Here is a 23593-nt window from a genome sequence, read left to right on the forward strand (position 1 = left end):
TGCTTCACCGCGCCACCGCGGCGCGGCGCAGCCGGTCGTTGATCGCCTCGCCCAGACCATCCTGGGGAATCGGCATCACCGCAATCGCCCGCGGCGTATTCGCATCGAGGCTGCGAAGATAGCCGAACAGATTGGCGGCGGCTTCATCGAGATCGGCGGCGGGCGACAAATTCATCACGGCCGAGGCGGCGTCAAGACCGGGCAGGCGCTCCGGGCCGAATGCCAGCAACGCCTCGCCCGGCGCGACCTCTCGTGCGTTGAGCCGCACAAGGGCGCGCGGCGCGTAATGCGAGGCCAGCATGCCCGGCGCCAGCGGCTGGCTGTCGTCGCTCTCGGCTTCTGCGGGCGGCCGCGCCAGCGGCGCGCCGAGCACCGCCTCGATCCGTTCGCGCGACAGACCGCCGGGGCGAAGCAGCATCGGCGCGTCCAAGCAGCCGACGATCGTGGATTCCACGCCGACCGTCACAGGCCCGCCGTCGATGATCAGGTCGATCCGCCCGGCCAGGTCGCTCTCGACATGGGCAGCCAGCGTCGGCGAGACGTGGCCGGAAATGTTGGCCGACGGCGCCACCACGGCGCCGCCGAATGCGCGCAGGATCGCCTGCGCGACGGGGTGGGCGGGAATGCGGATGGCGACCGTGTCGAGGCCGGCGGTGGCGAGATCCGCCACCGGGCAGCCCTCGGTCTTCGGCACCACCAGCGTCAGCGGCCCTGGCCAGAACGCGTTCGCGAGCGCCAGCGCGCGGGCGTCAAACCGCCCGATCCGCCGCGCGGCCTCGAGGTTCGCGACATGCGCGATCAGGGGATTGAACGCCGGCCGGCCCTTGGCGGCGTAGAGATGGGCGATCGCGGCGGCATTGGCGGCATCCGCCCCGAGCCCGTACACCGTCTCGGTCGGGAACGCGACCAGCCCGCCGGCCGCAAGTCGCCGGGCGGCGGCTTCGGCGCCGGCCTCGCCAGCCGGAAAAATCAGCGTTTCAAGACCCGTTTTCACAGGGATAAAATTCCTCAGCTCGGCCGCTTGCAGTGCGTCAAACCCGACGCTATAAGCCGCCTTCTTGTCGGAGTGTGGCTCAGCCCGGTAGAGCACTGCGTTCGGGACGCAGGGGTCGCAGGTTCGAATCCTGCCACTCCGACCATTCTTCCAATAGATGACGTTTTCCTAAAGGCTTGGCAGACCGGCCGCCGCCGCCTTGGAACGCCCTTTTGCAACGATTTCGGGATCGGGTCCACGGCCGATTTGGCCCTCGCAGGGCGGCCTGTTGCGAAGGCATGGCTCGATCCCGAGGGGAAGCGTTGCGTGGTGGATCAGAGGACGCCGCGCCGTCCTCATGGAATTCGAAGCGCCGTCCCTTTGACGCGACCGCAATGACCTCACGAAGCGCCGCGTCCAACCGCATAGCTGTGCTCGGGATAACCGGTTGCTCTCCGGTCATGCCGACGGCTAGATGAACGCACAGTCGATCGCGCGTTCGAGAGCATGATCGGCCAATAAAAAACAGGGCTGGAAATCATGAACAAGAAAATCCTCGCGCTCGTCGCAGCTTTTGGCTTCGCCGCCTGCGGGCCGGCTTGGGGGGCGTGGCCGGACGACAAGCCGATCGAGGTCGTGGTCGGCTTCGCGCCCGGCGGCGGCACCGATGTCATGGCGCGCAAGCTTCTCCCCTTTGTCGAGCGCGCGCTCGGCGGCAAGGCGAAGTTTGTCGTCTTGAACAAGCCTGGGGCCGGCGGAGAAATCGCGTTTGCCTCGATCGCACGCGGGGCGGGCGACGGCTATGCGATCGGTGTCGTCAATGTGCCCGGCTACAACTTCCTGCCGATGACTCGCAAGACCCAATACAGCACGGACGAGATTCGGCTGGTCGCACGGGTCGTCGAAGATCCGAACGTGATCGTGGTGCCTGCGAACAGCAGATTCGACGATCTGCCGGCGATCGTTGCCGCGCTTCGCAGCAAGCCGGGGTCGGTGAGCTTCGGTCACAACGGCGCCGGCACCAACGGTCACCTGGCCATTCGCATGCTCGCGGCAGCCGGGAAGGTCGAGCCCAACGAAATCTCCTACAGAGGAACGGCGGCACAGCGCACCGATCTTTTGGGCGGACATCTGGACGTCGGGATGGTCACTGTCAGCGAGATTCCCGAGTTGCACGGCACCAACAAGGGGCCACTTCGCGTCATCGCGATCCTGTCGAAGAAGCGCCTTGCAGCGCTGCCCGACGTTCCGACGGCAGAGGAGGTGGGCTTTCCGGTCATGACGACGGCGGAGCGCGGCTTTGCGGTCCCCAAGGGCGTTCCGGACGACATCGTCAAGAAGCTGGAAGCCGGGATCGCCGAGGGCCTGCGTAGTCCAGAATACCTGACGGGTTCGCCCGGGATGAGCCGGTGATCGCCTTCATGCCCGGCGCGGAGTGGCAGAAACGCCTCGACGACATGTCCGAAGTCCTGCGTCCTTTCGCCGAGCAGATGCGGGCAAGCGAACAGAAGTGATGATGCTGCTCTGGCAGCCGGTTGCTGAGACTCAAAACGCAAACGGCGCGGCCATGATCGACCGCGCCGCTGTGATCTTGCGATCTGAAGGGCCCTAGTCCTCGTAGTCGTAGGGTGAGTAGGCCGATGCGCCCCAGCGGGGCTGGTCATAGCCGTAGCCCGGGCCCCAATAGCCGTAGGTGTTGGTGTTGTGCCAACCGCCGATGCGCTGGCATTGGCCGACGCCGGCCATCAACTGGCCGCCGCTCATGGCCGGTCCGGCGGCACCGACTGCTTCTCCAGCCGGTGGGGTGCACGGGCCGGGACCGCGTCCCGCCGCGAGGCTGGGGCTTGCAGTTGCGAGCGGCAAAATCGCGGCCAGAGTTGCGGCGACGCTCACGAGTTTCGTACGTGTCATGGTTGTCTCCATGTTCGAGGTTTAACGGGGGACCAATCCCTCCTGCCTGGAGACGTTCCGCGCGGAACGGTCGCGTTTTCGCGAGCAAAAAAGGTTTCCGCGGGTTTCACGGAACGGCGCGAATCAGGTGAGCGCGTCATCACGAGCGCGCATCATCTGCGAGCGATCAGCACGCCGACCAGAAAGGCCACAATCAGCGACGGCAGCGGTGCGTCCCGCACCATTCCGCGGACCACGTCCTGCCAGTGCTGCTCCGGCACCAGTTTCGGTGATCGCACCTCTCGCGCGATGCCCCAGTTGGATGCGAGCTCGGCGATTTCGCTTTGCGCGAGGGGCACGCCGTCGCGGACGCGAAAGATCTTGGCCTCGGACCGTTCGCGCGGCGCGAGCAACATCAATGTCTCGACCGCGGTGCGCAGCGTCATCTCGCCGTAGCCCTGCAGCCTTACCTGCTCCTCGGGGTCGGAGGTCATGCGAAATCCCTCACAGCGCCGAGCCCGCGCGCATCGGGTGCCTGCTCATGATCCTGCTCCATGCTTTGCATGGAAATGGCCGCCACCGGGCTTGGTTCCCTGCGCACGGCGCGAATCGGCAGGCCGACTATTTCCGCAGCAGCTCGCTCAAGGCCGCCGTCGCCTCGGCGCAGCGGATGTCGTCGATCTCGCGCGACAGGCTGAGTGCGCTCGATCTCAGCTCCTCGAGCTTCCAGCTGTCCGGATGCTGGTTTTCGAGCTGACCGAGACGCTTGTTCAGATCGTCCAGCCTGGATTGAAGCTGCCCGATGCTGGCGGCCCCATTCACTTTCCAAACGCGTTGTGCACGCATCGTCGTTCCCCTGATCGTCTCACGGCGTTGTGAGAGCGGTTCGTGGCCGGAATGGGAGTTTGTTTTGTCCAGCTTCAGACGGTGGGGAACCGTTGCAGATCGGCAACGAATTCTCGGGTCGGGTGCATTCCCGACGCCGCACGATGATACCCGCAGGCACGGGATTTGATTGTGTCCAAAGTACGGAGGGCCGAGGCGGGCCTGTGGGCGCGGTGATAGGCTCACGGCCGGGGCACTTGGACAAGATGGGGAATGACGCGTGACGAGAATTGTGACCATGGCCGCCGGCCAGCTCGGCCCGATCGCAAGAAGCGAGACCAGGACCGCGGTGGTGGCGCGGCTGATGGCGTTGATGCGCGAGGCGCGGGCTTGCGGCTGCGACCTGATCGTCTATCCCGAGCTGGCGCTGACCACGTTCTTTCCACGCTGGTACTTCGCGGACCAGGCCGAGATCGACAGCTTCTTCGAGCGCGAGATGCCGGGGCCAGAAACGCAGGCGCTGTTCGAGCTCGCGCGCGGGCTCGGCATCGGCTTCTGCCTCGGCTACGCCGAGCTGACGGTCGAGGCCGGGATCGTCAGGCGCTACAACACCTCCATCCTCGTCGACAAGAGTGGCGCGATCGTCCTGAAATATCGCAAGGTGCATCTGCCCGGCCATGCCGAGCACGAGCCCTGGCGCGAATTCCAGCATCTGGAAAAGCGCTATTTCGAGCCCGGCAGCGGCTTCGGCGTGGTCGATGCCTTCGGCGGGGTGATGGGCATGGCGATCTGCAACGATCGCCGCTGGAGCGAGACCTATCGCGTGATGGGTCTGCAGGGCGTCGAGATGGTGCTGATCGGCTACAATACGCCGGTGCACAATCCGCCCGCGCCCGAGCACGACGATCTCTCGCTGTTTCACAATCATCTGGTGATGCAGGCCGGCGCCTATCAGAACGGCACTTTCGTGGTCGGCGTCGCCAAGGCCGGCACCGAGGAGGGCGTCGATCACATCGGCGGCAGCTGCATCATCGCGCCCTCGGGCGAGATCATCGCGGCCTGCACCACCAAGGGCGATGAGATCGCGCTGGCGCGCTGCGATCTCGATCTCTGCAATTCCTACAAGCGCACCACCTTCAATTTCGACGTCCATCGCCAGCCGCGCGCCTACGGGATGATCGTCGAGCGGAAGGGCATGACGACGATGGCGGATGGGACGCCGGTGCCGCCGAGAAGGGGGGAGTGACGAAGCAAGGCTCGGGCGAAATCGGCCGCGAGATCGCGAAGGCGCGTCCGCGATGCCGTAGGATGGGTAGAGCGCAGCGGAACCCATCGCCACCATGTTTCCGCGAGGATGCGCGATGGGTTTCGCTGCGCTCTATCCAATCCTACGATTGCATGTTCGAGAACTGCGATGCTGCCTCATACTCCGTCATTGCGAGCGCAGCGAAGCAATCCAGAATCCCTCCGCGGAAAGACTCTGGATTGCTTCGCTGCGCTCGCAATGACGAGGAGGACAGTGTGCGCGCCATGCTCCGCTCTCGTGCCCCGGACGCAGGGCAGCGCGTAGCGGTGCGCTGCAGAGCCGGGGCCCATCTATCCGCCCCGTGCCGGGCCGCCCTGGATCCCGGCTCTGCGCCGCAACGCTGACGCGTTGCAGCTTGTCCGGGACACGAGAATGACGTCATCGTCATTGTCTCCAATCACGACCAAGTGTCTTTATTCGGAAACGTTCATTCCCTATTATCCCGCAATGCAAAAGACCGCCCGCCGCTCCCGGCCTGCCGCACGTCCGCCCGGCCGCCCCCGGGAATTCGACATGGACATCGCGCTCGACCGCGCCGTGCGCGTGTTTCGCGAGCGCGGCTATCATGCCACGTCGATCGGGGACCTCACCGCGGCGATGCGGCTCGCCACGGGAAGCATCTACAAGGCGTTTCGCGACAAGCATGCGGTGTTCCTCGCCGCCTTCGAGCGCTACGCGGCGCTGCGCCAGGGGCAGACGCGCAGCGCGGCGGCGCGCGGCGCGAACGGCCGCGAGCGAATCCGTCACGTGCTGCTGTCCTACGTGGAGCATTCCCGGGGCAGCGAGGGACGGCGCGGCTGCCTCGTCGTCGGCAGCGCGGTCGAGCTGGCCGCGGTCGATCCGGTGGTCGGCGCCCGCGTCAAGGCGCAGCTCGAGAGCAACGAGAGCTTCATCGCCGGTCTCATTCGCGAGGGCCAGGCCGACGGCTCGATCCCCCGCCATGTCGCGGCCGAGGACACCGCGCGTCTGATGATCTGCATCACGCAAGGCCTGCGCGTCGTCGGCAAGGCCCGTGTGCCGCTCGAGGCCGAACGCCTCGTCGGCGTCGCGATGAAGCTGCTCGCCTGAATTTTTCGTCATAATAGGGAATGATCATTCCCTATGCACTATCCGGAGTCGATGCGAATGACCATGAATGCCACGATCGAGACCGCGCCCCGGCCGGATGCGGTGTCGCAGCGCCTGACCTTCGTGCTTGCCGCGGCCTGTGGCATGGTCGCCGCCAACATCTACTATGCGCAGCCGCTGATCGCTCCGATCAGCGCAGCGCTCGGGCTGTCGCATGCGGCGGCGGGACTGATCGTGACGATGACGCAGATCGGCTACGGCACCGGGCTGCTGCTGATCGTGCCGCTCGGCGATCTCGTCGAGAACCGCGCCCTGATCTGCTCGGTGATCATGCTCGGCGCCGCAGCGCTGCTCGCCGCGGCGTTCGCAACCCATGCGCTGCCGTTCCTGCTCGCGGCGCTGTTCATCGGCCTCGGCTCGGTCGCGGTGCAGATCATCATCCCTTACGCGGCGCATATGGCGCCTGAAGCCATCCGCGGCCGGGTCGTCGGCAACGTCTCGACCGGCCTGATGCTCGGCATCATGCTGGCGCGTCCGGTGTCGAGCTTCGTCACGGCCTTGCTGTCGTGGCACGCGGTGTTCTTCGCCTCCGCCGCGCTGATGATCGTGCTCGCGGCCGTGCTCTGGATGACGCTGCCGAAGCGCAAGCCGGTCACGCGGATGCATTACGGCCAATTGCTGCTGTCGATGCCGCATCTGGTGCGGGCCACGCCGCTGCTGCGGCGTCGCGCGCTCTACCAGGCGAGCCTGTTCGGCGCTTTCACCCTGTTCTGGACGGTGGCGCCGCTCCAACTCGCCGGCGCGTTCGGCTTCTCCCAGCGCGGCATCGCGCTGTTCGCGCTGGCCGGCGTCGCCGGCGTGTTTGCCGCACCGATCGCCGGGCGCCTTGCGGACCGCGGCCATAGCCGGATCGCGACGCTGATCGCGATGCTGCTCACGGCCGCCGGCTTCCTCGTAACCTTCATCGGCGCGTCAGGCTCGATGCTCAATCTCGCCTGTCTGGTGGTGGCCGCGATTGCGATCGACATCGGTGTTCAGGGCAACGTCGTGCTCGGCTTCCGCGCCATCTTCGCGCTCGGCCATGAGCACCGCAGCCGCCTCAACGGTCTCTACATGGCGACGTTCTTCGCCGCCGGCGCGGCGGGCTCGGCGGTCGGAGCCTGGGCGTTCGCACAGGGCGGCTGGGTGCTCGCATCGGCCATTGGCCTTGCCTTGCCCGTCGCGGGGTTGCTCTACGCGGTGACCGAGTAGCGGCCGGCCGCCGCAACGGTGCGATGCGACCTGCGCGGTGATGCAATTTCCATCTCGCGGATTGGTTGCGGTTGTAGTACTTTCGTCGCAACGCACCTGGTTAATGGGCGGCAGGGGGAGACTGATGAAACATGCGGGGCTGTTTGGCGGACCTCGGGTAAGGCCATGGTCGTGGCAGGCGTTTCTGCTCGGATTGGCCGTCGTGGCGGTGTCGGCCGTGCTTCAGGGCATCTGCGTCGCGCTCGGCGCAAATTTCTATATCGCAGTGTTCCTGCCCGGCCTGTTCGTGCTTGCGCTCATGACTGGCGCACCAGCGGCGGCGTTCGCCGCGCTGCTTACGGTGCTTCTGGTCTGGTGGGCTTTCATCCCGCCCTTCTTCGAGTTCAACGCGCTGACCAGCGCCAATGCTGATTCCATCAACCTGTTCTGTCTTCTCGCCGTCCTCCTGATCGGCCTTGCCGATCTCTGCCGCGCGACGATGGCGATCGTCAGACGCGGCGGGCTGAAGCCCTCGGGCGAGAGCGCGGCAACGAATCCGCAATAGTTCTCGCGCCTCGCGCGTTGCGGGCGCGCAACAGTCCGGCAACCATCCGCGAACTTGCCGCGCGCCGCTAACTTTTCGAAAAAGATTTGGCCGCAGTTTCTCCCACGGGAATGACGAGGGAGTTTTCGGACATGAACGGTCACGCCATCCTGGAGAACGTGCGCCGCTACCGCGGCATCGCATCGCTCTATCGCCAGACCGCAGCATTCCGCCCGGGCCAGAGCTGGTCGCTGCTGGAGCAGGCGAGGGAGTGGGAAGCGCGGGCGCTGTCGGAGCTGGAAGCCTATTTCGCCTCGCGCACGGACCACGCCGCCCCGCTCGCGGCCTGATCGTTAACGGCCTTCGCGGCCGTGAACCGGCCGCCGCAGACGAAATCACTCACGGGGCGATTACGGAGTTGTCTCCGCGCCCTTCTGTGCTAGCAACAGGCCGATCGAGACATTCTTCACGTCGGCCGGGGCACGCGATGACCACCTTCAACCGCATCTTCACGACCGAGCGGCTGCTCCAGATCATCGTGGTGCTGGCGGCGACGCTCGCCATGAAGCTGATGAGCTGAGCGACGGCCTTCTATCGCCCGCCGAGCTCGGGTAAATCAGGCAGATAATTCGAGCCTTCCGAGCCGAGAAAATCGAACATCGCCTGCGCGGGCGGCAGCAGCACCTTGTCGCTGCGGCGGATCACGTACCATTGCCGCACGATCGGCAGGCCCGCGACGTCGAGCACGACGAGGCGGCCCTCGGCGAGCTCATGCGCCACGGTGTGGGCCGAGATGAAGGCGATGCCGAGCCCGGCGATCACCGCCTGCTTGATGGTCTCGTTGCTGCTCATCTCCATGCCGATGATCGGCTCGAGATCGGACTTCTGGAACAGCCCCTCCATCAGCGTCCGCGTGCCCGATCCGGGCTCGCGGGTGAGGAAGGTCTCGTGCACGAGATCGGTCAGGTTGAGGCCGGAATCCTTCTCCAGCCAATGCCCCTTGCGGGCGACGATGATGTGCGGATTGCGCCCGAGCTGGCGGACGTCGACGGTGACGTCGGCCGGTGGCCGACCCATCACCGCGAAATCGAGCTCGTAGCCGTGCATCGCCTCGCGGATCTCCTCGCGATTGCCGATGGTCAGCTTGATCTCGATCTTGGGGTAGCGTTTGGAGAACGCCGCAATCGCATGCGGCACGAAATATTTGGCGGTCGAGACCGCGCCGAGATGCACCGTGCCGCCGGTCCGCCCCGCGAGCAGATCGAGCGCGCCCTGGCAATCCGTGATGGCAGCCTCGACCCGCTCGGCCAGCGTAAGAACCTCCTTGCCCGCCTCCGTCAGCAGCATGCCGTCGCCGGTCCGCTGCACCAGCGGCAGGCCGGCGAGGTCCTGCAGCTGTCGCAGCTGCTGGGTCACGGCCGGCTGGGTCAGCCCGAGATGGCTGGACGCCGCCGTCACGCTGCCCCTGGCCGACAGCGCCGCAAGCGAGCGCAGCTGCCGGATCGTCAGATGCCGGAGCTGGGCCGCCGCATGGCCTGGACTATTATAAGAAAATTCTTTGAGGCTCATTATGATTAGAAATTTTCCTTATTAAGCTGCCCCTGTCAATCTCCTGATGCCGGGACTGACCGCTACCTGCCTCCACCGGGGAGGGAATGGGTGCGGCACCGGCAAAGGGGATGGACGCAGATGACCGGGCAACTCAGGCTGGACGACCACCTTCAACGGTATTCAGAGACCGCACCGCACGCGCTGGCGGTGGCGGCCGCAGTCGATGCCATCGCGGCGGCCGCGATCGAGATCGCCGACCTCATTGCTAGCGGTGATCTCGCGGACGCCTCGGGCCTGACCACCGGCCGCAACAGCGACGGCGATGTCCAGCGCGATCTCGACGTGCAGGCGGATGCGATCCTGCGCCGCTGCCTCGGCAAGCTGCCGGTCGCGGCGCTGGCGTCGGAAGAGATGCGTGAGCCCCAGATCGGCGACCGCGAAGGCCGCATCTGCATCGCGATCGATCCGCTCGACGGCTCCTCCAACATCGACATCAACATGACCGTCGGCACGATCTTCTCGATCCTGCCGGCACCCGATGATCTCTCACTGGCCTTCCATCAGCGCGGCTCGGCGCAGCTTGCGGCGGGCTTCGTCACCTACGGCCCGCAGACCTCGCTGGTGCTGACGCTGGGCGAGGGCGTCGACATCTTCACGCTCGACCGCAAGGCGGGCTGCTTCCGCCTCGCGCGCAGTGCCGTGCAGATCGCCGAGGCCTGCGAGGAGTTCGCGATCAACGCCTCGAACCGCCGACACTGGGATCCGCCGGTGCGCGCCTTCATCGACGAATGCCTCGCCGGCGTCGAAGGGCCCGCCAACCACGATTTCAACATGCGCTGGGTCGGCTCGCTGGTCGCGGAGGCCTATCGCATCCTCACGCGCGGCGGCGTGTTCCTCTATCCCTCCGATGCGCGGCCCGGCTACGGCGACGGCCGCCTGCGCCTGACCTACGAGGCGCACCCGATGGCGATGATCATCGAGCAGGCCGGCGGCTCCGCCACCACCGGGCGCGAACGCATCCTCGACCTCGCAGCACAGAGCCTGCACCAGCGCGTGCCGCTGATCATGGGCTCGAGCAACGAGGTGCGGCGCGTCGAGGAGCTGCATTGCGATCCGCTGCTGGTTGCCAGCGTTTCAGCGCCGCTGTTCGCGCGGCGCGGATTCTTCCGACTCTGAGCGAGGTGACGCATGTCCAGGAAGCATCCGATCATCTCCATCACCGGCTCCTCCGGCGCCGGCACCACCTCGGTCAAGAAGACCTTCGAGCAGATTTTTTTCCGCGAGAAGGTCAACGCCGTCTACATCGAAGGCGACGCCTTTCATCGCTACGACCGCGCCGAGATGCGCACGCAAATGGCGAAGGAGGCCGAGCGCGGCAATAAGCATTTCAGCCATTTCAGCCCCGAGACCAATTTGTTCGAGGAGCTGGAGCGCGCCTTCCGCGACTACGGCGAGACCGGCACGGCGGTGACGCGGCACTACGTCCACGACGCCGAGGAATCCGCGCTGCATGGCGCGGCGCCCGGCACCTTCACCGATTGGAAGCAACTGCCGGAGAACTCCGACCTGCTGTTTTATGAAGGCCTGCACGGCGCCGTGGTCACCGACAAGGTCAACGTCGCGCGCTATGCCGACCTCAAGATCGGCGTCGTGCCCGTCATCAATCTCGAATGGATCCAGAAGCTGCACCGCGACCGCAGCGCCCGCGGCTATTCGACCGAGGCCGTCACCGACACCATCCTGCGGCGGATGCCCGACTACATCCACTACATCTGCCCGCAGTTCACCGAGACCGACATCAACTTCCAGCGCGTGCCGACGGTGGACACCTCCAATCCGTTCGTCGCGCGCTGGATCCCGACACCGGATGAATCGATGGTGGTGATCCGCTTCAAGAATCCGCGCGGCATCGACTTCCCCTATCTGCTCTCGATGCTGCCGCAGAGCTGGATGTCCCGCGCGAATTCGATCGTCTGCCCCGGTGCCAAGCTCGATCTCGCGATGCAGCTGATCCTGACGCCGCTGATCATGCAGCTCATCGAGCGCAAGCGCAGCCTGAAGTGAACAGGGAGAGACTCCGATGAACATCTCCATCCACGCCGAAGCCGACGTCTATGCCGTCACGCATAACGATCTCGCCAATGCCGTCCGCTTCCTCGCGGTCGACGCCATCGAAGCCTCGCAGTCCGGCCATCCCGGCCTGCCCATGGGCATGGCCGACGTCGCAACCGTGCTGTTCTCGCGCTTCCTGAAATTCGACTCGGCGCATCCGAACTGGCCGGACCGCGACCGCTTCGTGCTGTCGGCAGGGCACGGCTCGATGCTGCTCTATGCGTTGCTGCATCTGACCGGCGGCGACGTCAGCCTCGACGACATCAAGGCCTTCAGGCAGTGGGGCTCGAAGACGCCGGGTCATCCCGAATATGGCCATACGCCTGGTGTCGAGACCACGACCGGACCGCTGGGGCAGGGCATTGCGACCGCGGTCGGCATGGCGCTTGCCGAGCGCATGGCCAATGCGCGGCATGGCGACGGGCTCGTCGATCACTTCACCTATGTCATCGCGGGCGACGGCTGCCTGATGGAAGGCATCAGCCAGGAGGCGATCTCGCTCGCCGGTCACCTCGGGCTCGGCCGGCTGATCGTGCTGTTCGACGACAACGGCATCTCGATCGACGGACCGACCTCGCTCGCAACGTCCGATGACCAGCTCGCGCGCTTCGCTGCCTCCGGCTGGTCGGTGCGCCGCGTCGACGGCCATGATCCCGAAGCGGTCGCGCAGGCCATTGCCGAGGAGCGAGAAACCGCAAAGCCGTCGCTGATCGCCTGCCGCACCATCATCGGCTATGGCGCGCCTGACAGGCAGGGCACCGAGAAGGCGCACGGCGCGCCGCTCGGCACCGAGCAGACGGCGGCGGCGCGGCGGACGCTGGGTTGGGACTATCAGCCCTTCGTGGTGCCGATTCCGGTGCTCAAGGCGTGGCGGATGATCGGGCAGCGCGGACAGGTCGATCGCCTGGCCTGGCTGGATCGCTACGAAGATGCGACGCTGGAGCAGCGCGACCTGTTCGTCGAGGGCAAGGCCGCCGCGCTGCCGGCTTCGTATGCGCTGACCGCCGCGAAATTGCGCGAGCGCTTCGCCAGCGAGCGGCCGAAGATCGCGACGCGGCAGGCCTCGCAGCAGGTGCTCGATACCATCGCAGGCACGATTCCCGGCCTGGTCGGCGGCTCCGCTGACCTCACTCATTCGAATCTGACCCATGCCAAGGCGCAGGCTCCGGTCAAGAGCGGCGCGTTCGCCGGCGACTACATCCACTACGGCATCCGCGAACACGGCATGGCCGCGGCGATGAACGGCCTCGCGCTGCATGGCGGCTTCATCCCCTATGGCGGCACGTTCCTGGCGTTCTCCGACTACAGCCGGCCGGCGATCCGCCTTGCGGCCCTGATGCGGCTACGCGTCATCCATGTGATGACGCACGACTCGATTGGCCTCGGCGAGGACGGCCCGACGCACCAGCCGGTCGAGCATCTCGCGGCGCTGCGCGTCATTCCGAACCTGCTGGTGTTCCGCCCCGCCGATGCCGTGGAGACGCTGGAGGCCTGGGATTGCGCGCTCGCGGCGGAGCAACGCCCGTCCGTGCTGTGCCTGTCGCGACAGGCCTTGCCGACATTCCGCAGCGATGCGCGCGGCAGAAACCGCGTCGCGAACGGTGCCTATCTCGTCGTCTCGCCGGATGGCGGCCGCGACGTGACGCTCATCGCGACCGGCTCGGAAGTCTCGATCGCGCTGGAAGCCGCCCGCCTGCTCGCGACCGAGCACGTTCGCGCCGCTGTCGTCTCAGCACCGTGTTTCGCGTTGTTCGAGCAGCAGCCGGAGGATTACCGCGCCGCCGTACTCGGCACCGCGCCGCGCGTCGGCATCGAGGCGGCCGTGCAGGGCGACTGGTCGCGCTGGATCGGCACCGACGGTGAATTCGTCGGCATGCGCGGCTTCGGCGCCTCGGCGCCGGCGCCGGTGCTGTACCGCGAATTCGGCATCACGCCGCAAAGCATTGCGGAAGCGGCCCGCCGGGCGATCGCCCGCAAGAGCCAATAGGGAGGACGACCTTGGCCCGTATCACCCTTCGCCAGCTGCTCGATCACGCAGCCCACAACGGCTATGCCGTGCCGGCGTTCAACATCAACAACATGGAGCAGGGCATCGCGATCATGCAGGCGGCGGCCGCGGTCGATGCGCCCGTCATCATCCAGGCCTCGCGCGGCGCGCGCAGCTATGCCGGCGATCTCATGCTCTCGCACATGATCGACGCGCTGGAGCGGACCTATCCCGACATCCCGCTCTGCATGCACCAGGACCACGGCAATGACGAAGCAACCTGCGCTTCGGCCATCGCCCACGGTTTTACCTCGGTGATGATGGATGGCTCGCTCAAGTCCGACGCCAAGACGGCAGCCGACTACGACTACAATGTCGCGATCACGCGCCGCGTGGTCGATCTCGCCCATTGGGTCGGCGCTTCCGTCGAAGGCGAGCTCGGCGTGCTCGGCTCGCTCGAGCATGGCGGCGGCGAGCAGGAAGACGGTCACGGCGTCGAGGGCAAGGTCGGCCACGACCAGCTCTTGACCGATCCGGACCAGGCCGTCGACTTCGTCCGTGCCACCAAGGTCGATGCGCTCGCCATCGCGATGGGCACCTCGCACGGCGCCTACAAGTTCAGCCGCAAGCCCGACGGCGACATCCTGGCGATGCGGGTGGTCGAGGAGATCCATCGCCGGCTGCCGAATACGCATCTCGTCATGCACGGCTCCTCCTCGGTGCCGCAGCCGCTCCAGGATATGTTCAACCAGTTCGGCGGCGAGATGCCGCAGACCTGGGGCGTGCCGGTGGAGGAGATCGTCCGCGGCATCAAGAGCGGCGTGCGCAAGGTCAATATCGACACCGACTGTCGGCTGGCGATGACCGCGGTGTTCCGGAAGGTGGCGGCGGAAGCGCGCTCCGAGTTCGATCCGCGCAAGTTTCTGAAGCCGGCGATGGACGCGATGCGCGAATTGTGCCGCGAGCGCTTCGAGCAGTTCGGCACCGCGGGCCATGCCAGCAAGATCAAGGTGGTTCCGATGAGCGAGATGGCGCGCCGCTATCGCGCCGGCGAGTTCGACCCGCGCGTCGATGCCCGCGAGCCGGTCGCCGCCTAGTCAATCGGAAAGAGCAGAGAAGAGCAGGAGAGAGACATGAACGCACATGCAGGCACGGTCCGCGGCAAAGAGCGCTATCGCTCCGGCGTCATGGAATACAAGCGCATGGGCTATTGGGAGCCCGATTATACGCCGAAGGACACCGACGTCATCGCGCTGTTCCGCGTCACGCCGCAGGAAGGCGTCGACCCGATCGAGGCTTCAGCTGCCGTGGCCGGCGAATCCTCGACCGCGACCTGGACGGTGGTGTGGACCGACCGCCTGACCGCGGCCGAGAAATATCGCGCCAAGTGCTACCGGGTCGATCCCGTTCCGGGCTCGCCCGGCTCGTATTTCGCCTACATCGCCTATGACCTCGACCTGTTCGAGCCGGGCTCGATTGCAAACCTGTCGGCCTCGATCATCGGCAACGTATTCGGCTTCAAGCCGCTGAAGGCGCTGCGACTCGAGGACATGCGCTTTCCCGTCGCCTATGTGAAGACGTTCCAGGGGCCGGCGACCGGCATCGTGGTCGAGCGCGAGCGGCTCGACAAGTTCGGCCGGCCGCTGCTGGGTGCGACGGTGAAGCCGAAGCTCGGGCTCTCGGGGCGCAATTACGGCCGCGTGGTCTATGAGGCGCTGAAGGGCGGGCTCGATTTCACCAAGGACGACGAGAACATCAACTCGCAGCCCTTCATGCATTGGCGCGACCGCTTCCTCTACTGCATGGAAGCGGTGAACCGCGCGCAGGCGGCTTCCGGCGAGGTGAAGGGCACCTACCTGAACATCACCGCGGGCACGATGGAGGACATGTACGAGCGCGCGGAGTTCGCAAAAGAGCTCGGCTCGTGCATCGTCATGATCGACCTCGTGATCGGCTACACCGCGATCCAGTCCATGGCTAAATGGGCGCGGCGCAACGACATGATCCTGCATCTGCACCGCGCCGGCCACTCCACCTATACGCGGCAGAAGAGCCATGGCGTGTCGTTCCGCGTCATCGCCAAATGGATGCGGCTCGCGGGCGTCGACCACATCCATGCCGGCACCGTGGTCGGCAAGCTCGAAGGCGACCCCAACACCACGCGCGGCTATTACGACGTCTGCCGCGAGGACTTCAACCCGACCAAGCTCGAGCACGGCCTGTTCTTCGACCAGCATTGGGCGAGCCTGAACAAGATGATGCCGGTCGCCTCCGGCGGCATCCATGCCGGCCAGATGCACCAATTGCTCGACCTGCTGGGCGAGGACGTGGTGCTGCAATTCGGCGGCGGCACCATCGGCCATCCCATGGGGATCGCGGCGGGGGCGACCGCCAACCGCGTGGCGTTGGAAGCGATGATCCTCGCCCGCAATGAGGGGCGCGACTATGTCCATGAGGGCCCGGAGATCCTCGCCAAGGCGGCGCAGACCTGCACGCCGCTGAAGGCCGCGCTCGAAGTCTGGAAGGACGTCACCTTCAACTATCAATCCACCGACACGCCGGACTTCGTGCCGACGGCGCTGGAAACCGTCTGAGGAGATTCGAACATGAAACTCACCCAGGGCTGCTTCTCGTTCCTGCCCGACCTGACCGACGACCAGATCACCAGCCAGGTGCAGTATTGTCTCGCCAATGGCTGGGCGGTGAACATCGAATTCACCGACGACCCACATCCCCGCAACACCTATTGGGAGATGTGGGGCCTGCCGATGTTCGATCTCCAGGACGCCGCCGGCGTGATGATGGAGCTCGCCGAGTGCCGCAGGATCTATAGCGACCGCTACATCCGCATCAGCGGATTCGACTCCAGCCATGGCTGGGAATCGGTACGGATCTCCTTCCTCGTCAACCGGCCGAAGCAAGAGACGCAGTTCGAGCTGGTGCGGCAGGAGGTCGGCGGCCGTGCGGTCCGCTACACCACGGTTCGAAAGCCGGCCGCGCACGCGCCAGCTTAAGTCATCCGATTCCGCGCGGAGCTCTCCCTGCTCCGGATCCTGGCGGACTAACTGCTTCGCCGCCTCGCTCGCGGCGAAGCTCTTTTCTTCGAGGGTAGCCATGCTCGATATTCCCCACGCAACTGCGACCGAACACAGCGAGACCCAATTCGATCTTCGCAAGGAGGCTGAGGCCGCCGGGATCACCGGGACGCTGCAACAGCTCGATCAGGAACTGATCGGGCTGAAGCCGGTCAAGAACCGCGTGCGCCAGATCGCCTCGCTGCTGCTGATCGAACGCATCCGGCAGCGCGCGGGGCTGGCCTCGGCGCCGCCGACGCTGCACATGTCGTTCACCGGCAATCCCGGCACCGGCAAGACCACCGTGGCGCTGCGCATGGCCAAGATCCTGCACGGGCTCGGCTTCGTGCGGCGCGGGCAGGTGATCTCGGTGACCCGCGACGATCTGGTCGGCCAGTATATCGGTCACACCGCGCCGAAGACCAAGGAGATCCTGAAGAAGGCGATGGGTGGCGTGCTGTTCATCGACGAGGCCTATTACCTGCATCGTCCCGATAACGAGCGCGATTACGGCCAGGAATCGATCGAGATCCTGCTCCAGGTGATGGAGAACCAGCGCGAGGATCTCGTCGTGATCCTCGCCGGCTATGGCGAGCGCATGACGAGCTTCTTCGCCTCCAATCCCGGCTTCCGCTCGCGCATCGCCCATCACATCGAATTCCCTGACTATGCGGAGGCCGAGCTGCTCGTCATTGCCGAGCTGATGCTGAAGGAGCGCGGCTATCGCTTCTCGGCCGCGGCGCGCGAGGCGTTCGAGACATACGTCGCGCTGCGCCGGACCCAGCCGTTCTTCTCCAATGCGCGCTCGATCCGCAACGCCGTCGACCGCATCCGCCTGCGTCAGGCCGATCGGCTGGTGTCCGATCTCGACCGCATGCTCGATGTCGCCGACCTCGAAACCATCGATGCCATGGATGTCCTTGCCAGTCGCGTGTTCAGCGGCGGTGCGGATGCGCGGAGTGCGGTGCCATGACGAAGGAGATCTTGATCTCTCCCTCGATCCTCGCCGCGGATTTCGCGCGCCTCGGCGAAGAGGTCGCAGCGCTCGACGCCGCTGGAGCCGACTGGATCCATTGCGACGTCATGGACGGACATTTCGTGCCGAACATCAGCTTCGGCGCCGATGTCATCAAGGCGATCCGCCCCTATACGACGAAGCCGTTCGACGTGCATTTGATGATCGCGCCGAGCGATCCCTATCTCGAGGCGTTCGCGAAAGCCGGAGCGGACATCATCACGGTGCATGCCGAGGCGGGTGCGCATCTCGACCGCTCGCTGCAGGCGATCCGCTCGCTCGGCAGCAAGGCTGGCGTCAGCCTTTGTCCGTCGACGCCGGAGACGGTGATCGAATATGTGCTCGATCGTATCGATCTCGTGCTGGTGATGACCGTCAATCCGGGTTTCGGTGGCCAATCCTTCATCGCATCGCAGATCGACAAGATCCGGCGGATCAGAACCATGATCGGCGAGCGGCCGATCCGGCTCGAAGTCGATGGCGGTGTCACGCGCGACAATGCCGCGGCCGTGGCCGCCGCAGGCGCCGACACGCTGGTCGCGGGCTCCGCCGTGTTTCGCGGCAAGAGTTCTGCCGAATATGCCGCCAATATCGCGGCCATTCGCATCGCCGCCGAGACGGGCCGGGTTCCGCGGCTGCAAGATAGTTCCGCGTCCCCGAAGCGGTGGGGAGAAAGTGCGTTCATCCGGTAGACTATGGATCAGCTGCGGACCGCTGCTGCAGTCCCGGTGTGCCAGGGTGCACCATTTTTTCCGGATTTCTACGGAGGATGCCATCCAAATCGACCGGCTCATTCAGGCCAGGGTAACCAACGCATCCGAGAAGGAGAATCGATTAACGACCGCGCAACGCTAAGCGTCTCAATCTGTGGTTTAGGAACGCCATGAGAGCGCGGATGCGGAACGACGGTCATTGTGGGCATGAAGCCTGCACGCGGCGCCAAGCGATGGCATGAACATGCAGCGGTTGTTCGCCGAGCAGCTCCGCTGCGCCACCGATGCCACCGGACAGGTCGATCTCGTCAAGCTGGGCGAGTTCGTCAGCGCGGTCTACGAGGCCAGTGATCGCGACCGTCAGCGGATGATCGAAGTACGCGCGCAAACGCGCGACGAGGTCGAGCAGGATCTGCTGCGGACCCAGGAGTTCCTCGACACGATCATCGAAAACATTCCGATCGCCGTCTTCGCGAAATGTGCGAAGGATTCACGCTACATCCTGCTTAACCGCGCCGGCGAAGACTATTACGGCATGCCCCGCGAACAGATGCTGGGCCGAACGCCCGAACAGATCTTCCCGGCCGACGTGGCCCGCATGGTTCACGAGCAGGATAGACGCGTCGTGGCCAGCGGCATGCCGATGTTTCTCGAGGAGCATCTGCTCGAAGTAGGTATCAAAGGCCGCGACCGCGTCGTCAATTCACGCAAGATGCTGATCGCAGACGGCAACGGGGATCCGCAATATCTGGTCGGCGTGATCGAGGACGTCACGGAGCGTGTCACCACCCGGCAGCGGATCAGCCATCTGGCGCATCATGATGCGCTCACGGACCTGCCGAACCGCAGCGCGTTCAACGCTGCGCTCGACGAATGGCTGGAGCGGGCGCAGGAGGCGTCGACCAGTTTCGCCGTGCTGAGCCTCGATCTCGACCGCTTCAAGGAGGTCAACGACGTATTCGGTCACCCCGTCGGCGACATGCTGATGCGGGCGGCGGCCGACCGGCTTGCCGCGGAAGCCGAAGGCGCCTTCGTCGCCCGCATCGGCGGCGACGAGTTCATGATCCTGATGCCCGACAATACCAGCCGTGAGGACGTTCTGGCGCTGGCCGAACGCCTGGTCGAGACGATCGGCAAGGAGCTCGAGGTCGACGATTATCTCTCCCATGTCGGCCTCAGCGTCGGCATCGCATTCTATCCGGACGATGGTGTGAACGCGGCGACGTTGCTCGCCAACGCCGACTCGGCCCTCTACCGCGCCAAGCGCGAGGGCAGGGGCCGGGTCCGCTGCTTCGAATCCGAGATGGACCAGGAGCTGCGCGACCGCAGGCTGTTGCAGCACGATCTGCGGCAGACGCTGGAGCAGAACCAGCTCCTCGTCTATTTCCAGCCGCAGGCACGGATAGATGGCGAGGTCATCGGCTTCGAGGCGCTGTTGCGATGGAATCACCCGACGCGGGGCAGCGTGCCGCCGGACCAGTTCATTCCGCTCGCCGAGGAGAACGGGCTGATCGTCGAGATCGGCGAATGGGTTCTGCGCGAGGCGTGCCGCGAGGCGGCATCCTGGCCGCGGCCGCTGCAGGTCGCGGTCAATCTGTCGCCGGTCCAGTTCCAGGCGGGCGATCTCGAGCGCTCGATCCACCAGATCCTGTTGGAGACGGGGCTGACGCCGACGCGGCTCGAGGTCGAGATCACCGAGGGCGTGCTGATCGGCGATTTCACCGGCGCGCTCAATCTGCTGCGGCGGCTGAAGGCGCTCGGCATCCGCATCGCCATGGATGATTTCGGCACCGGCTATTCCTCGCTGTCCTATCTGCAGTCGTTCCCGTTCGACAAGATCAAGATCGACCGCAGTTTCATCTCCAACCTGGAGGCGACGCCGCAATCGGCCGAGATTGTCCGCGCCGTGCTGAGCCTCGCGCACGCACTGAAGCTCCCGGTCGTTGCCGAGGGGGTGGAGACGGAAGCCCAGCGTGCTTTTCTGGCGCGCGAGGCCTGCGAGGAGATGCAAGGCTATCTCGTCGGCCGGCCCGACCTGATCGAACGCTGTCTCGATCTGGTCGGCGTCGCCGTGGAGCGCCGCCTCTACGCCTAGCGTCGGACACACGGTTCCACGCGGACGTTTGGAACTAAAATCCTTACCGGCGCTTCTCGGAAATTAACTCGGCTCAGGCGCGTTGTGCGTGCAGCAAATGTTTTGCATAAACGCCATTGGCCTGACGCAAATCAGGGCAATAAGCCTGTAGACGTGAGGGAGGGTCTCATGGAGAACGTACGTCGCTACCGGGCGCTGGCGTCCCTCTGCCGTCAGCAGGCGGCCTACCGGCCGCTCCAGACCTGGGAACTCCTGGGCCAGGCCGAACATTTCGAGCATCTCGCAGAAATCGAGCTCAAGGCGCATTTCCACGCGTGCAACGGGCATCGCGACAAGGACGCCGCCGCGACGGCGGCATGGGAAGCGCCCGCCGCGGCGTGAGAGCGTCAAGCCGGCTCGCCTCAATGGGACATCAGCGTCGGGACCGTCATGGCTTCCAGCATGGCGCGGGTGACGCCCCCGAGTACGCGCTCCTGCAATCGCGAATGGCCGTAGCCGCCCATCACCAGGAGATCGAGACTCTCGTCGGCCGCCAGCGACAGAATGATCGGCTGAATGTCGGCGCGGGTGGCGGTCAGGCCGACCGTGCGGGTCGACAGTCCGCGGCGGCCGAGATGTCTCGCCAGACTGTCCGCTGAAGCTTCGCCGGCGACGGTGTCGGTCTCGTTGACGCTGATGATCACGATCTCTTCGGCGCGCGCCAGGAACGGGGCTGCATCGCGCATGGCCCGGGCGGCAACGCGGCTGCCGTCCCAGCAGATGCCGATCCGGTTCGCCTTGAAGGTTCCGCGGAAGGTGTAGGGCAGGAACAGCACCGGACCGCCGGCCTGGAACAGGATCTCGCTCGGCACGTCATTGTCGAACGTGCCTTGCGCCGGATCGGGCTGGAGCACGATGCTGAGGTCGTGCAACCGCGCCATTTCGCCGAGCGAGCCGGCTGCATCCACCGGGATCGCGCCCAGTGCGTGGCAGGTATAGGAGATGCCGGCGTTCGCCGCCTCGGTCTTGAATACCTCGAGCGCAGCCTCGGCCCGCTCCACGGCGCGCTCACGCTCCAGCTCGAACACGGCCGCCACGGCCGCGCCGCCTTCCATGACGTAAGCCGCACTGGTGGCGACATAGCCGACCGCGACCGCGTCGAGATGCGCGTTGAACTTCGCCGCAAGCGAGACCGAGCCCTCGATCGCAGGATGCAGGGGACGTTCGGTGGGAATGTGGACGAGGATGTCTTTGTACATGGCGCGCCTCCGCTGAGCATCATCCGATCGTCGCAGTTTTTCACTGCGCGAAAGAGGCGCGTTGAGCTGCATCAAACCTCCGGTTTGCCTGCTGCGCCCGCTCATGCCTTCTTTGCCGAGATTTAATCGAATGGACGTGACGCCGTAAGGTGGCCGCGGCCATGTTGAGGGGCAAGGCGACACCTGCTCAACATGGACATTTCGACATGAACGATCGCGTCAATTCCGACATCACCACGTCTGGCAAGATCTTGCGGCCGCGCCGGCTCGCGCTGCTCGGCACCGTGGCCGCGCTGGGCATGGCCGCCCTGGCCATTGCGCCGGTCGCTTCGCCGTTCGGCATCACCTCCTTGATTGCGCCGGCTCAGGCGGCCGAAGCCGCCGCGACGCCGCCCGGCTTCGGCGACCTCGTCAGCAAGGTCAAACCCGCGGTGATCTCGGTCCGGGTCAAGATCGACCAGGACAACGACAAGAGCGCGATGCTGCAGCAGAACCGGATGGATTCGGACGAGGACACGCCGTTCGACCAGTTCTCGCGGCAGTTCGGCTTCCGCTTCCCGGGCGGCGCGAACGGCATGCCGCGCCAGCGCCACCAGATGATCACGGGCGAAGGCTCCGGCTTCTTCATCTCCGCCGACGGCTATGCCGTGACCAACAATCACGTGGTCGATCACGCCCAGTCCGTGCAGGTGACGATGGACGACGGCACGACCTACACCGCGAAGGTCGTCGGCACCGATCCGAAGACCGATCTCGCGCTGATCAAGGTCGACGGCAAGAAGGACTTTCCGTTCGTCAAATTCTCCGACCAGAAGCCGCGCATCGGCGACTGGGTGGTCGCCGTCGGCAATCCCTTCGGCCTCGGCGGCACCGTGACCGCCGGCATCGTCTCGGCCAGCGGCCGGGACATCGGCAATGGTCCCTATGACGACTTCATCCAGATCGACGCGCCGATCAACAAGGGCAATTCCGGCGGCCCGGCCTTCGACATGAACGGCAACGTGATCGGCGTGAACACCGCGATCTTCTCGCCCTCGGGCGGCTCGGTCGGCATCGGCTTCGATATCCCGGCTTCGACCGCCAAGCTCGTCGTCGCGCAATTGAAGGACAAGGGCGCGGTCACAAGGGGCTGGCTCGGCGTGCAGGTGCAGCCGGTGACCTCGGATATTGCCGACAGCCTCGGCCTGAGGGAGGCGCGCGGCGCCATCGTCGACAATCCGCAGGATGGCAGCCCGGCGGCAAAGGCCGGCATCGAGGCCGGGGACGTCATCACCGCCGTCAACGGCACTCCGATCAAGGATTCGCGAGACCTCGCCCGCACCATCGCCGGCTTGGCGCCGGGCACGTCCGTGAAGCTCGATGTCTTCCGCAAGGGTGGCAGCAAGACCATGACCCTGGCGCTCGGCGAGTTGCCGAACGAGCGGCAGGCCAAGGGCAATGCCGAGGAGGGCAGGGGGCAGCCGGGTGCCGGCACGCCGCGCCTCGGTCTCAGCCTGGCGCCGGCAGGTGACGTTCAGGGCGCGGGCCAGAACGGCGTCGTCGTCACCGACGTTGATCCGCAAGGCCCGGCCGCTGAACGCGGCATCCGCACCGGCGACGTCATCCTCAATGTCGGCGGCAAGGCCGTCAGCAATGCCGGCGAGGTGCGTTCCGAGCTGGCGCAGGCCAAATCGTCGGGCAAGCGCAGCGTGCTGCTTCAAGTCAGAAGCGCGGAGGCCACCCGCTTCGTCGCGGTGCCACTCGCCTGACGCGAACTCGACCGCTACGCATCCAGAAAGGCGGCCTCGGGCCGCCTTTCGCCCGCTCAATCAAGCGCGCACCAGGCCCGATAACATTCTCGTTAACGGCAACGATGATGATGCGGTGCGTCCGAAAAAGCCGTGTTCGCTGATCACACTCGCTGGGGCGCCTCGGTAATCTGCGGCAACGTCGCCGCCGAGAGGGGTTGCAAGCGTGGAACTTCGGACCTTCC

Annotated in this window: 23 protein-coding genes and 1 tRNA gene; 18 read left to right on the top strand and 6 right to left on the bottom strand. The window is 65.7% G+C overall.

All coding sequences use genetic code 11. The features are described from left to right. Window positions 1-4 precede the first annotated feature (4 nt). Window positions 5-994: an L-threonylcarbamoyladenylate synthase gene (locus BDOA9_RS14025; RefSeq protein ID WP_025034574.1), complete on the bottom strand. Its 990-nt coding sequence runs from the start codon at window positions 992-994 to the stop codon at window positions 5-7. A gap of 68 nt (window positions 995-1062) precedes the next feature. On the opposite strand from BDOA9_RS14025, the gene BDOA9_RS14030 reads away from it, so the two are divergent. Further along, window positions 1063-1139: transfer RNA gene (locus tag BDOA9_RS14030), tRNA-Pro, on the top strand. A gap of 470 nt (window positions 1140-1609) precedes the next feature. After that, a complete protein-coding gene (locus BDOA9_RS14035; protein ID WP_192859568.1) occupies window positions 1610-2386 on the top strand; it encodes a tripartite tricarboxylate transporter substrate binding protein in 777 nt (258 codons plus the stop codon). Between the two features lie 195 nt (window positions 2387-2581). Here BDOA9_RS14035 and BDOA9_RS37885 read toward each other — a convergent pair whose 3' ends face one another. From BDOA9_RS37885 to BDOA9_RS14045, 3 genes are all read right to left on the bottom strand, one after another. Beyond that, on the bottom strand, window positions 2582-2884 hold the full coding sequence (locus BDOA9_RS37885) for a hypothetical protein (RefSeq protein ID WP_152033278.1): 303 nt from the start codon (window positions 2882-2884) through the stop codon (window positions 2582-2584). A gap of 152 nt (window positions 2885-3036) precedes the next feature. Further along, complete coding sequence (locus BDOA9_RS14040) at window positions 3037-3357, bottom strand: hypothetical protein (RefSeq protein ID WP_025034575.1); 321 nt, start codon at window positions 3355-3357, stop codon at window positions 3037-3039. A 127-nt stretch (window positions 3358-3484) separates the two neighbouring features. Continuing rightward, window positions 3485-3709, bottom strand: a complete 225-nt coding sequence (locus tag BDOA9_RS14045) for a hypothetical protein (RefSeq protein ID WP_025034576.1) — start codon at window positions 3707-3709, stop codon at window positions 3485-3487. Between the two features lie 277 nt (window positions 3710-3986). Between BDOA9_RS14045 and BDOA9_RS14050 the strand changes: the two genes are divergently transcribed. The 5 genes from BDOA9_RS14050 to BDOA9_RS14070 all read left to right on the top strand — a co-directional run bounded on the left by BDOA9_RS14050 (window position 3987) and on the right by BDOA9_RS14070 (window position 8186). Next, window positions 3987-4934, top strand: a complete 948-nt coding sequence (locus tag BDOA9_RS14050) for an N-carbamoyl-D-amino-acid hydrolase (RefSeq protein WP_445291822.1) — start codon at window positions 3987-3989, stop codon at window positions 4932-4934. A 507-nt stretch (window positions 4935-5441) separates the two neighbouring features. After that, window positions 5442-6062 carry a TetR family transcriptional regulator C-terminal domain-containing protein gene (locus BDOA9_RS14055; RefSeq protein ID WP_042336055.1) on the top strand — a complete coding sequence of 207 codons (621 nt, stop codon included), beginning with the start codon at window positions 5442-5444 and terminating at the stop codon, window positions 6060-6062. Window positions 6063-6119: 57 nt separating this feature from the next. After that, window positions 6120-7313, top strand: coding sequence for an MFS transporter (locus BDOA9_RS14060; protein WP_025034579.1), 1194 nt, complete (start codon window positions 6120-6122; stop codon window positions 7311-7313). A 124-nt stretch (window positions 7314-7437) separates the two neighbouring features. Then, window positions 7438-7857 (top strand): DUF4118 domain-containing protein, encoded by a 420-nt coding sequence (locus BDOA9_RS14065; protein WP_025034580.1) that lies wholly within the window; start codon window positions 7438-7440, stop codon window positions 7855-7857. 131 nt (window positions 7858-7988) lie between these two features. Next, window positions 7989-8186 (top strand): hypothetical protein, encoded by a 198-nt coding sequence (locus BDOA9_RS14070; RefSeq protein ID WP_025034581.1) that lies wholly within the window; start codon window positions 7989-7991, stop codon window positions 8184-8186. A gap of 241 nt (window positions 8187-8427) precedes the next feature. On the opposite strand, the gene BDOA9_RS14075 is transcribed toward BDOA9_RS14070, so the two are convergent. Continuing rightward, on the bottom strand, window positions 8428-9405 hold the full coding sequence (locus BDOA9_RS14075) for a LysR family transcriptional regulator (protein ID WP_025034582.1): 978 nt from the start codon (window positions 9403-9405) through the stop codon (window positions 8428-8430). Window positions 9406-9525: 120 nt separating this feature from the next. Here BDOA9_RS14075 and BDOA9_RS14080 point away from each other — a divergent pair, with 120 nt between their 5' ends. From BDOA9_RS14080 to BDOA9_RS14125, 10 genes are all read left to right on the top strand, one after another. Then, window positions 9526-10563: a class 1 fructose-bisphosphatase gene (locus BDOA9_RS14080; protein WP_025034583.1), complete on the top strand. Its 1038-nt coding sequence runs from the start codon at window positions 9526-9528 to the stop codon at window positions 10561-10563. Window positions 10564-10575: 12 nt separating this feature from the next. Then, a complete protein-coding gene (locus tag BDOA9_RS14085) occupies window positions 10576-11451 on the top strand; it encodes a phosphoribulokinase (protein ID WP_025034584.1) in 876 nt (291 codons plus the stop codon). A 16-nt stretch (window positions 11452-11467) separates the two neighbouring features. Then, complete coding sequence (gene tkt / locus BDOA9_RS14090) at window positions 11468-13486, top strand: transketolase (protein ID WP_025034585.1); 2019 nt, start codon at window positions 11468-11470, stop codon at window positions 13484-13486. An 11-nt stretch (window positions 13487-13497) separates the two neighbouring features. Beyond that, a complete protein-coding gene (gene fba / locus BDOA9_RS14095) occupies window positions 13498-14583 on the top strand; it encodes a class II fructose-bisphosphate aldolase (protein ID WP_025034586.1) in 1086 nt (361 codons plus the stop codon). Window positions 14584-14619: 36 nt separating this feature from the next. Continuing rightward, entirely contained in the window at window positions 14620-16080 is a 1461-nt protein-coding gene (locus BDOA9_RS14100) for a form I ribulose bisphosphate carboxylase large subunit (protein ID WP_025034587.1), read from the top strand. A gap of 12 nt (window positions 16081-16092) precedes the next feature. After that, window positions 16093-16500 carry a ribulose bisphosphate carboxylase small subunit gene (locus BDOA9_RS14105; protein WP_025034588.1) on the top strand — a complete coding sequence of 136 codons (408 nt, stop codon included), beginning with the start codon at window positions 16093-16095 and terminating at the stop codon, window positions 16498-16500. A 100-nt stretch (window positions 16501-16600) separates the two neighbouring features. Beyond that, entirely contained in the window at window positions 16601-17533 is a 933-nt protein-coding gene (gene cbbX, locus BDOA9_RS14110) for a CbbX protein (RefSeq protein WP_025034589.1), read from the top strand. Beyond that, window positions 17530-18267: a ribulose-phosphate 3-epimerase gene (gene rpe, locus BDOA9_RS14115; RefSeq protein WP_025034590.1), complete on the top strand. Its 738-nt coding sequence runs from the start codon at window positions 17530-17532 to the stop codon at window positions 18265-18267. Before cbbX ends, rpe begins: the two co-directional genes overlap by 4 nt. A gap of 259 nt (window positions 18268-18526) precedes the next feature. Further along, window positions 18527-20383, top strand: a complete 1857-nt coding sequence (locus tag BDOA9_RS14120) for a putative bifunctional diguanylate cyclase/phosphodiesterase (protein WP_025034591.1) — start codon at window positions 18527-18529, stop codon at window positions 20381-20383. Window positions 20384-20551: 168 nt separating this feature from the next. Continuing rightward, window positions 20552-20764 (top strand): hypothetical protein, encoded by a 213-nt coding sequence (locus BDOA9_RS14125; protein ID WP_025034592.1) that lies wholly within the window; start codon window positions 20552-20554, stop codon window positions 20762-20764. A 20-nt stretch (window positions 20765-20784) separates the two neighbouring features. On the opposite strand, the gene BDOA9_RS14130 is transcribed toward BDOA9_RS14125, so the two are convergent. Then, window positions 20785-21621, bottom strand: a complete 837-nt coding sequence (locus tag BDOA9_RS14130) for a universal stress protein (protein ID WP_025034593.1) — start codon at window positions 21619-21621, stop codon at window positions 20785-20787. A gap of 206 nt (window positions 21622-21827) precedes the next feature. Between BDOA9_RS14130 and BDOA9_RS14135 the strand changes: the two genes are divergently transcribed. Further along, entirely contained in the window at window positions 21828-23369 is a 1542-nt protein-coding gene (locus tag BDOA9_RS14135; protein ID WP_025034594.1) for a Do family serine endopeptidase, read from the top strand. Window positions 23370-23593: the final 224 nt, after the last annotated feature.

Origin of the sequence: Bradyrhizobium sp. DOA9, from assembly GCF_000617845.2 — a bacterium.
In the GTDB taxonomy this organism is placed as follows: domain Bacteria; phylum Pseudomonadota; class Alphaproteobacteria; order Rhizobiales; family Xanthobacteraceae; genus Bradyrhizobium.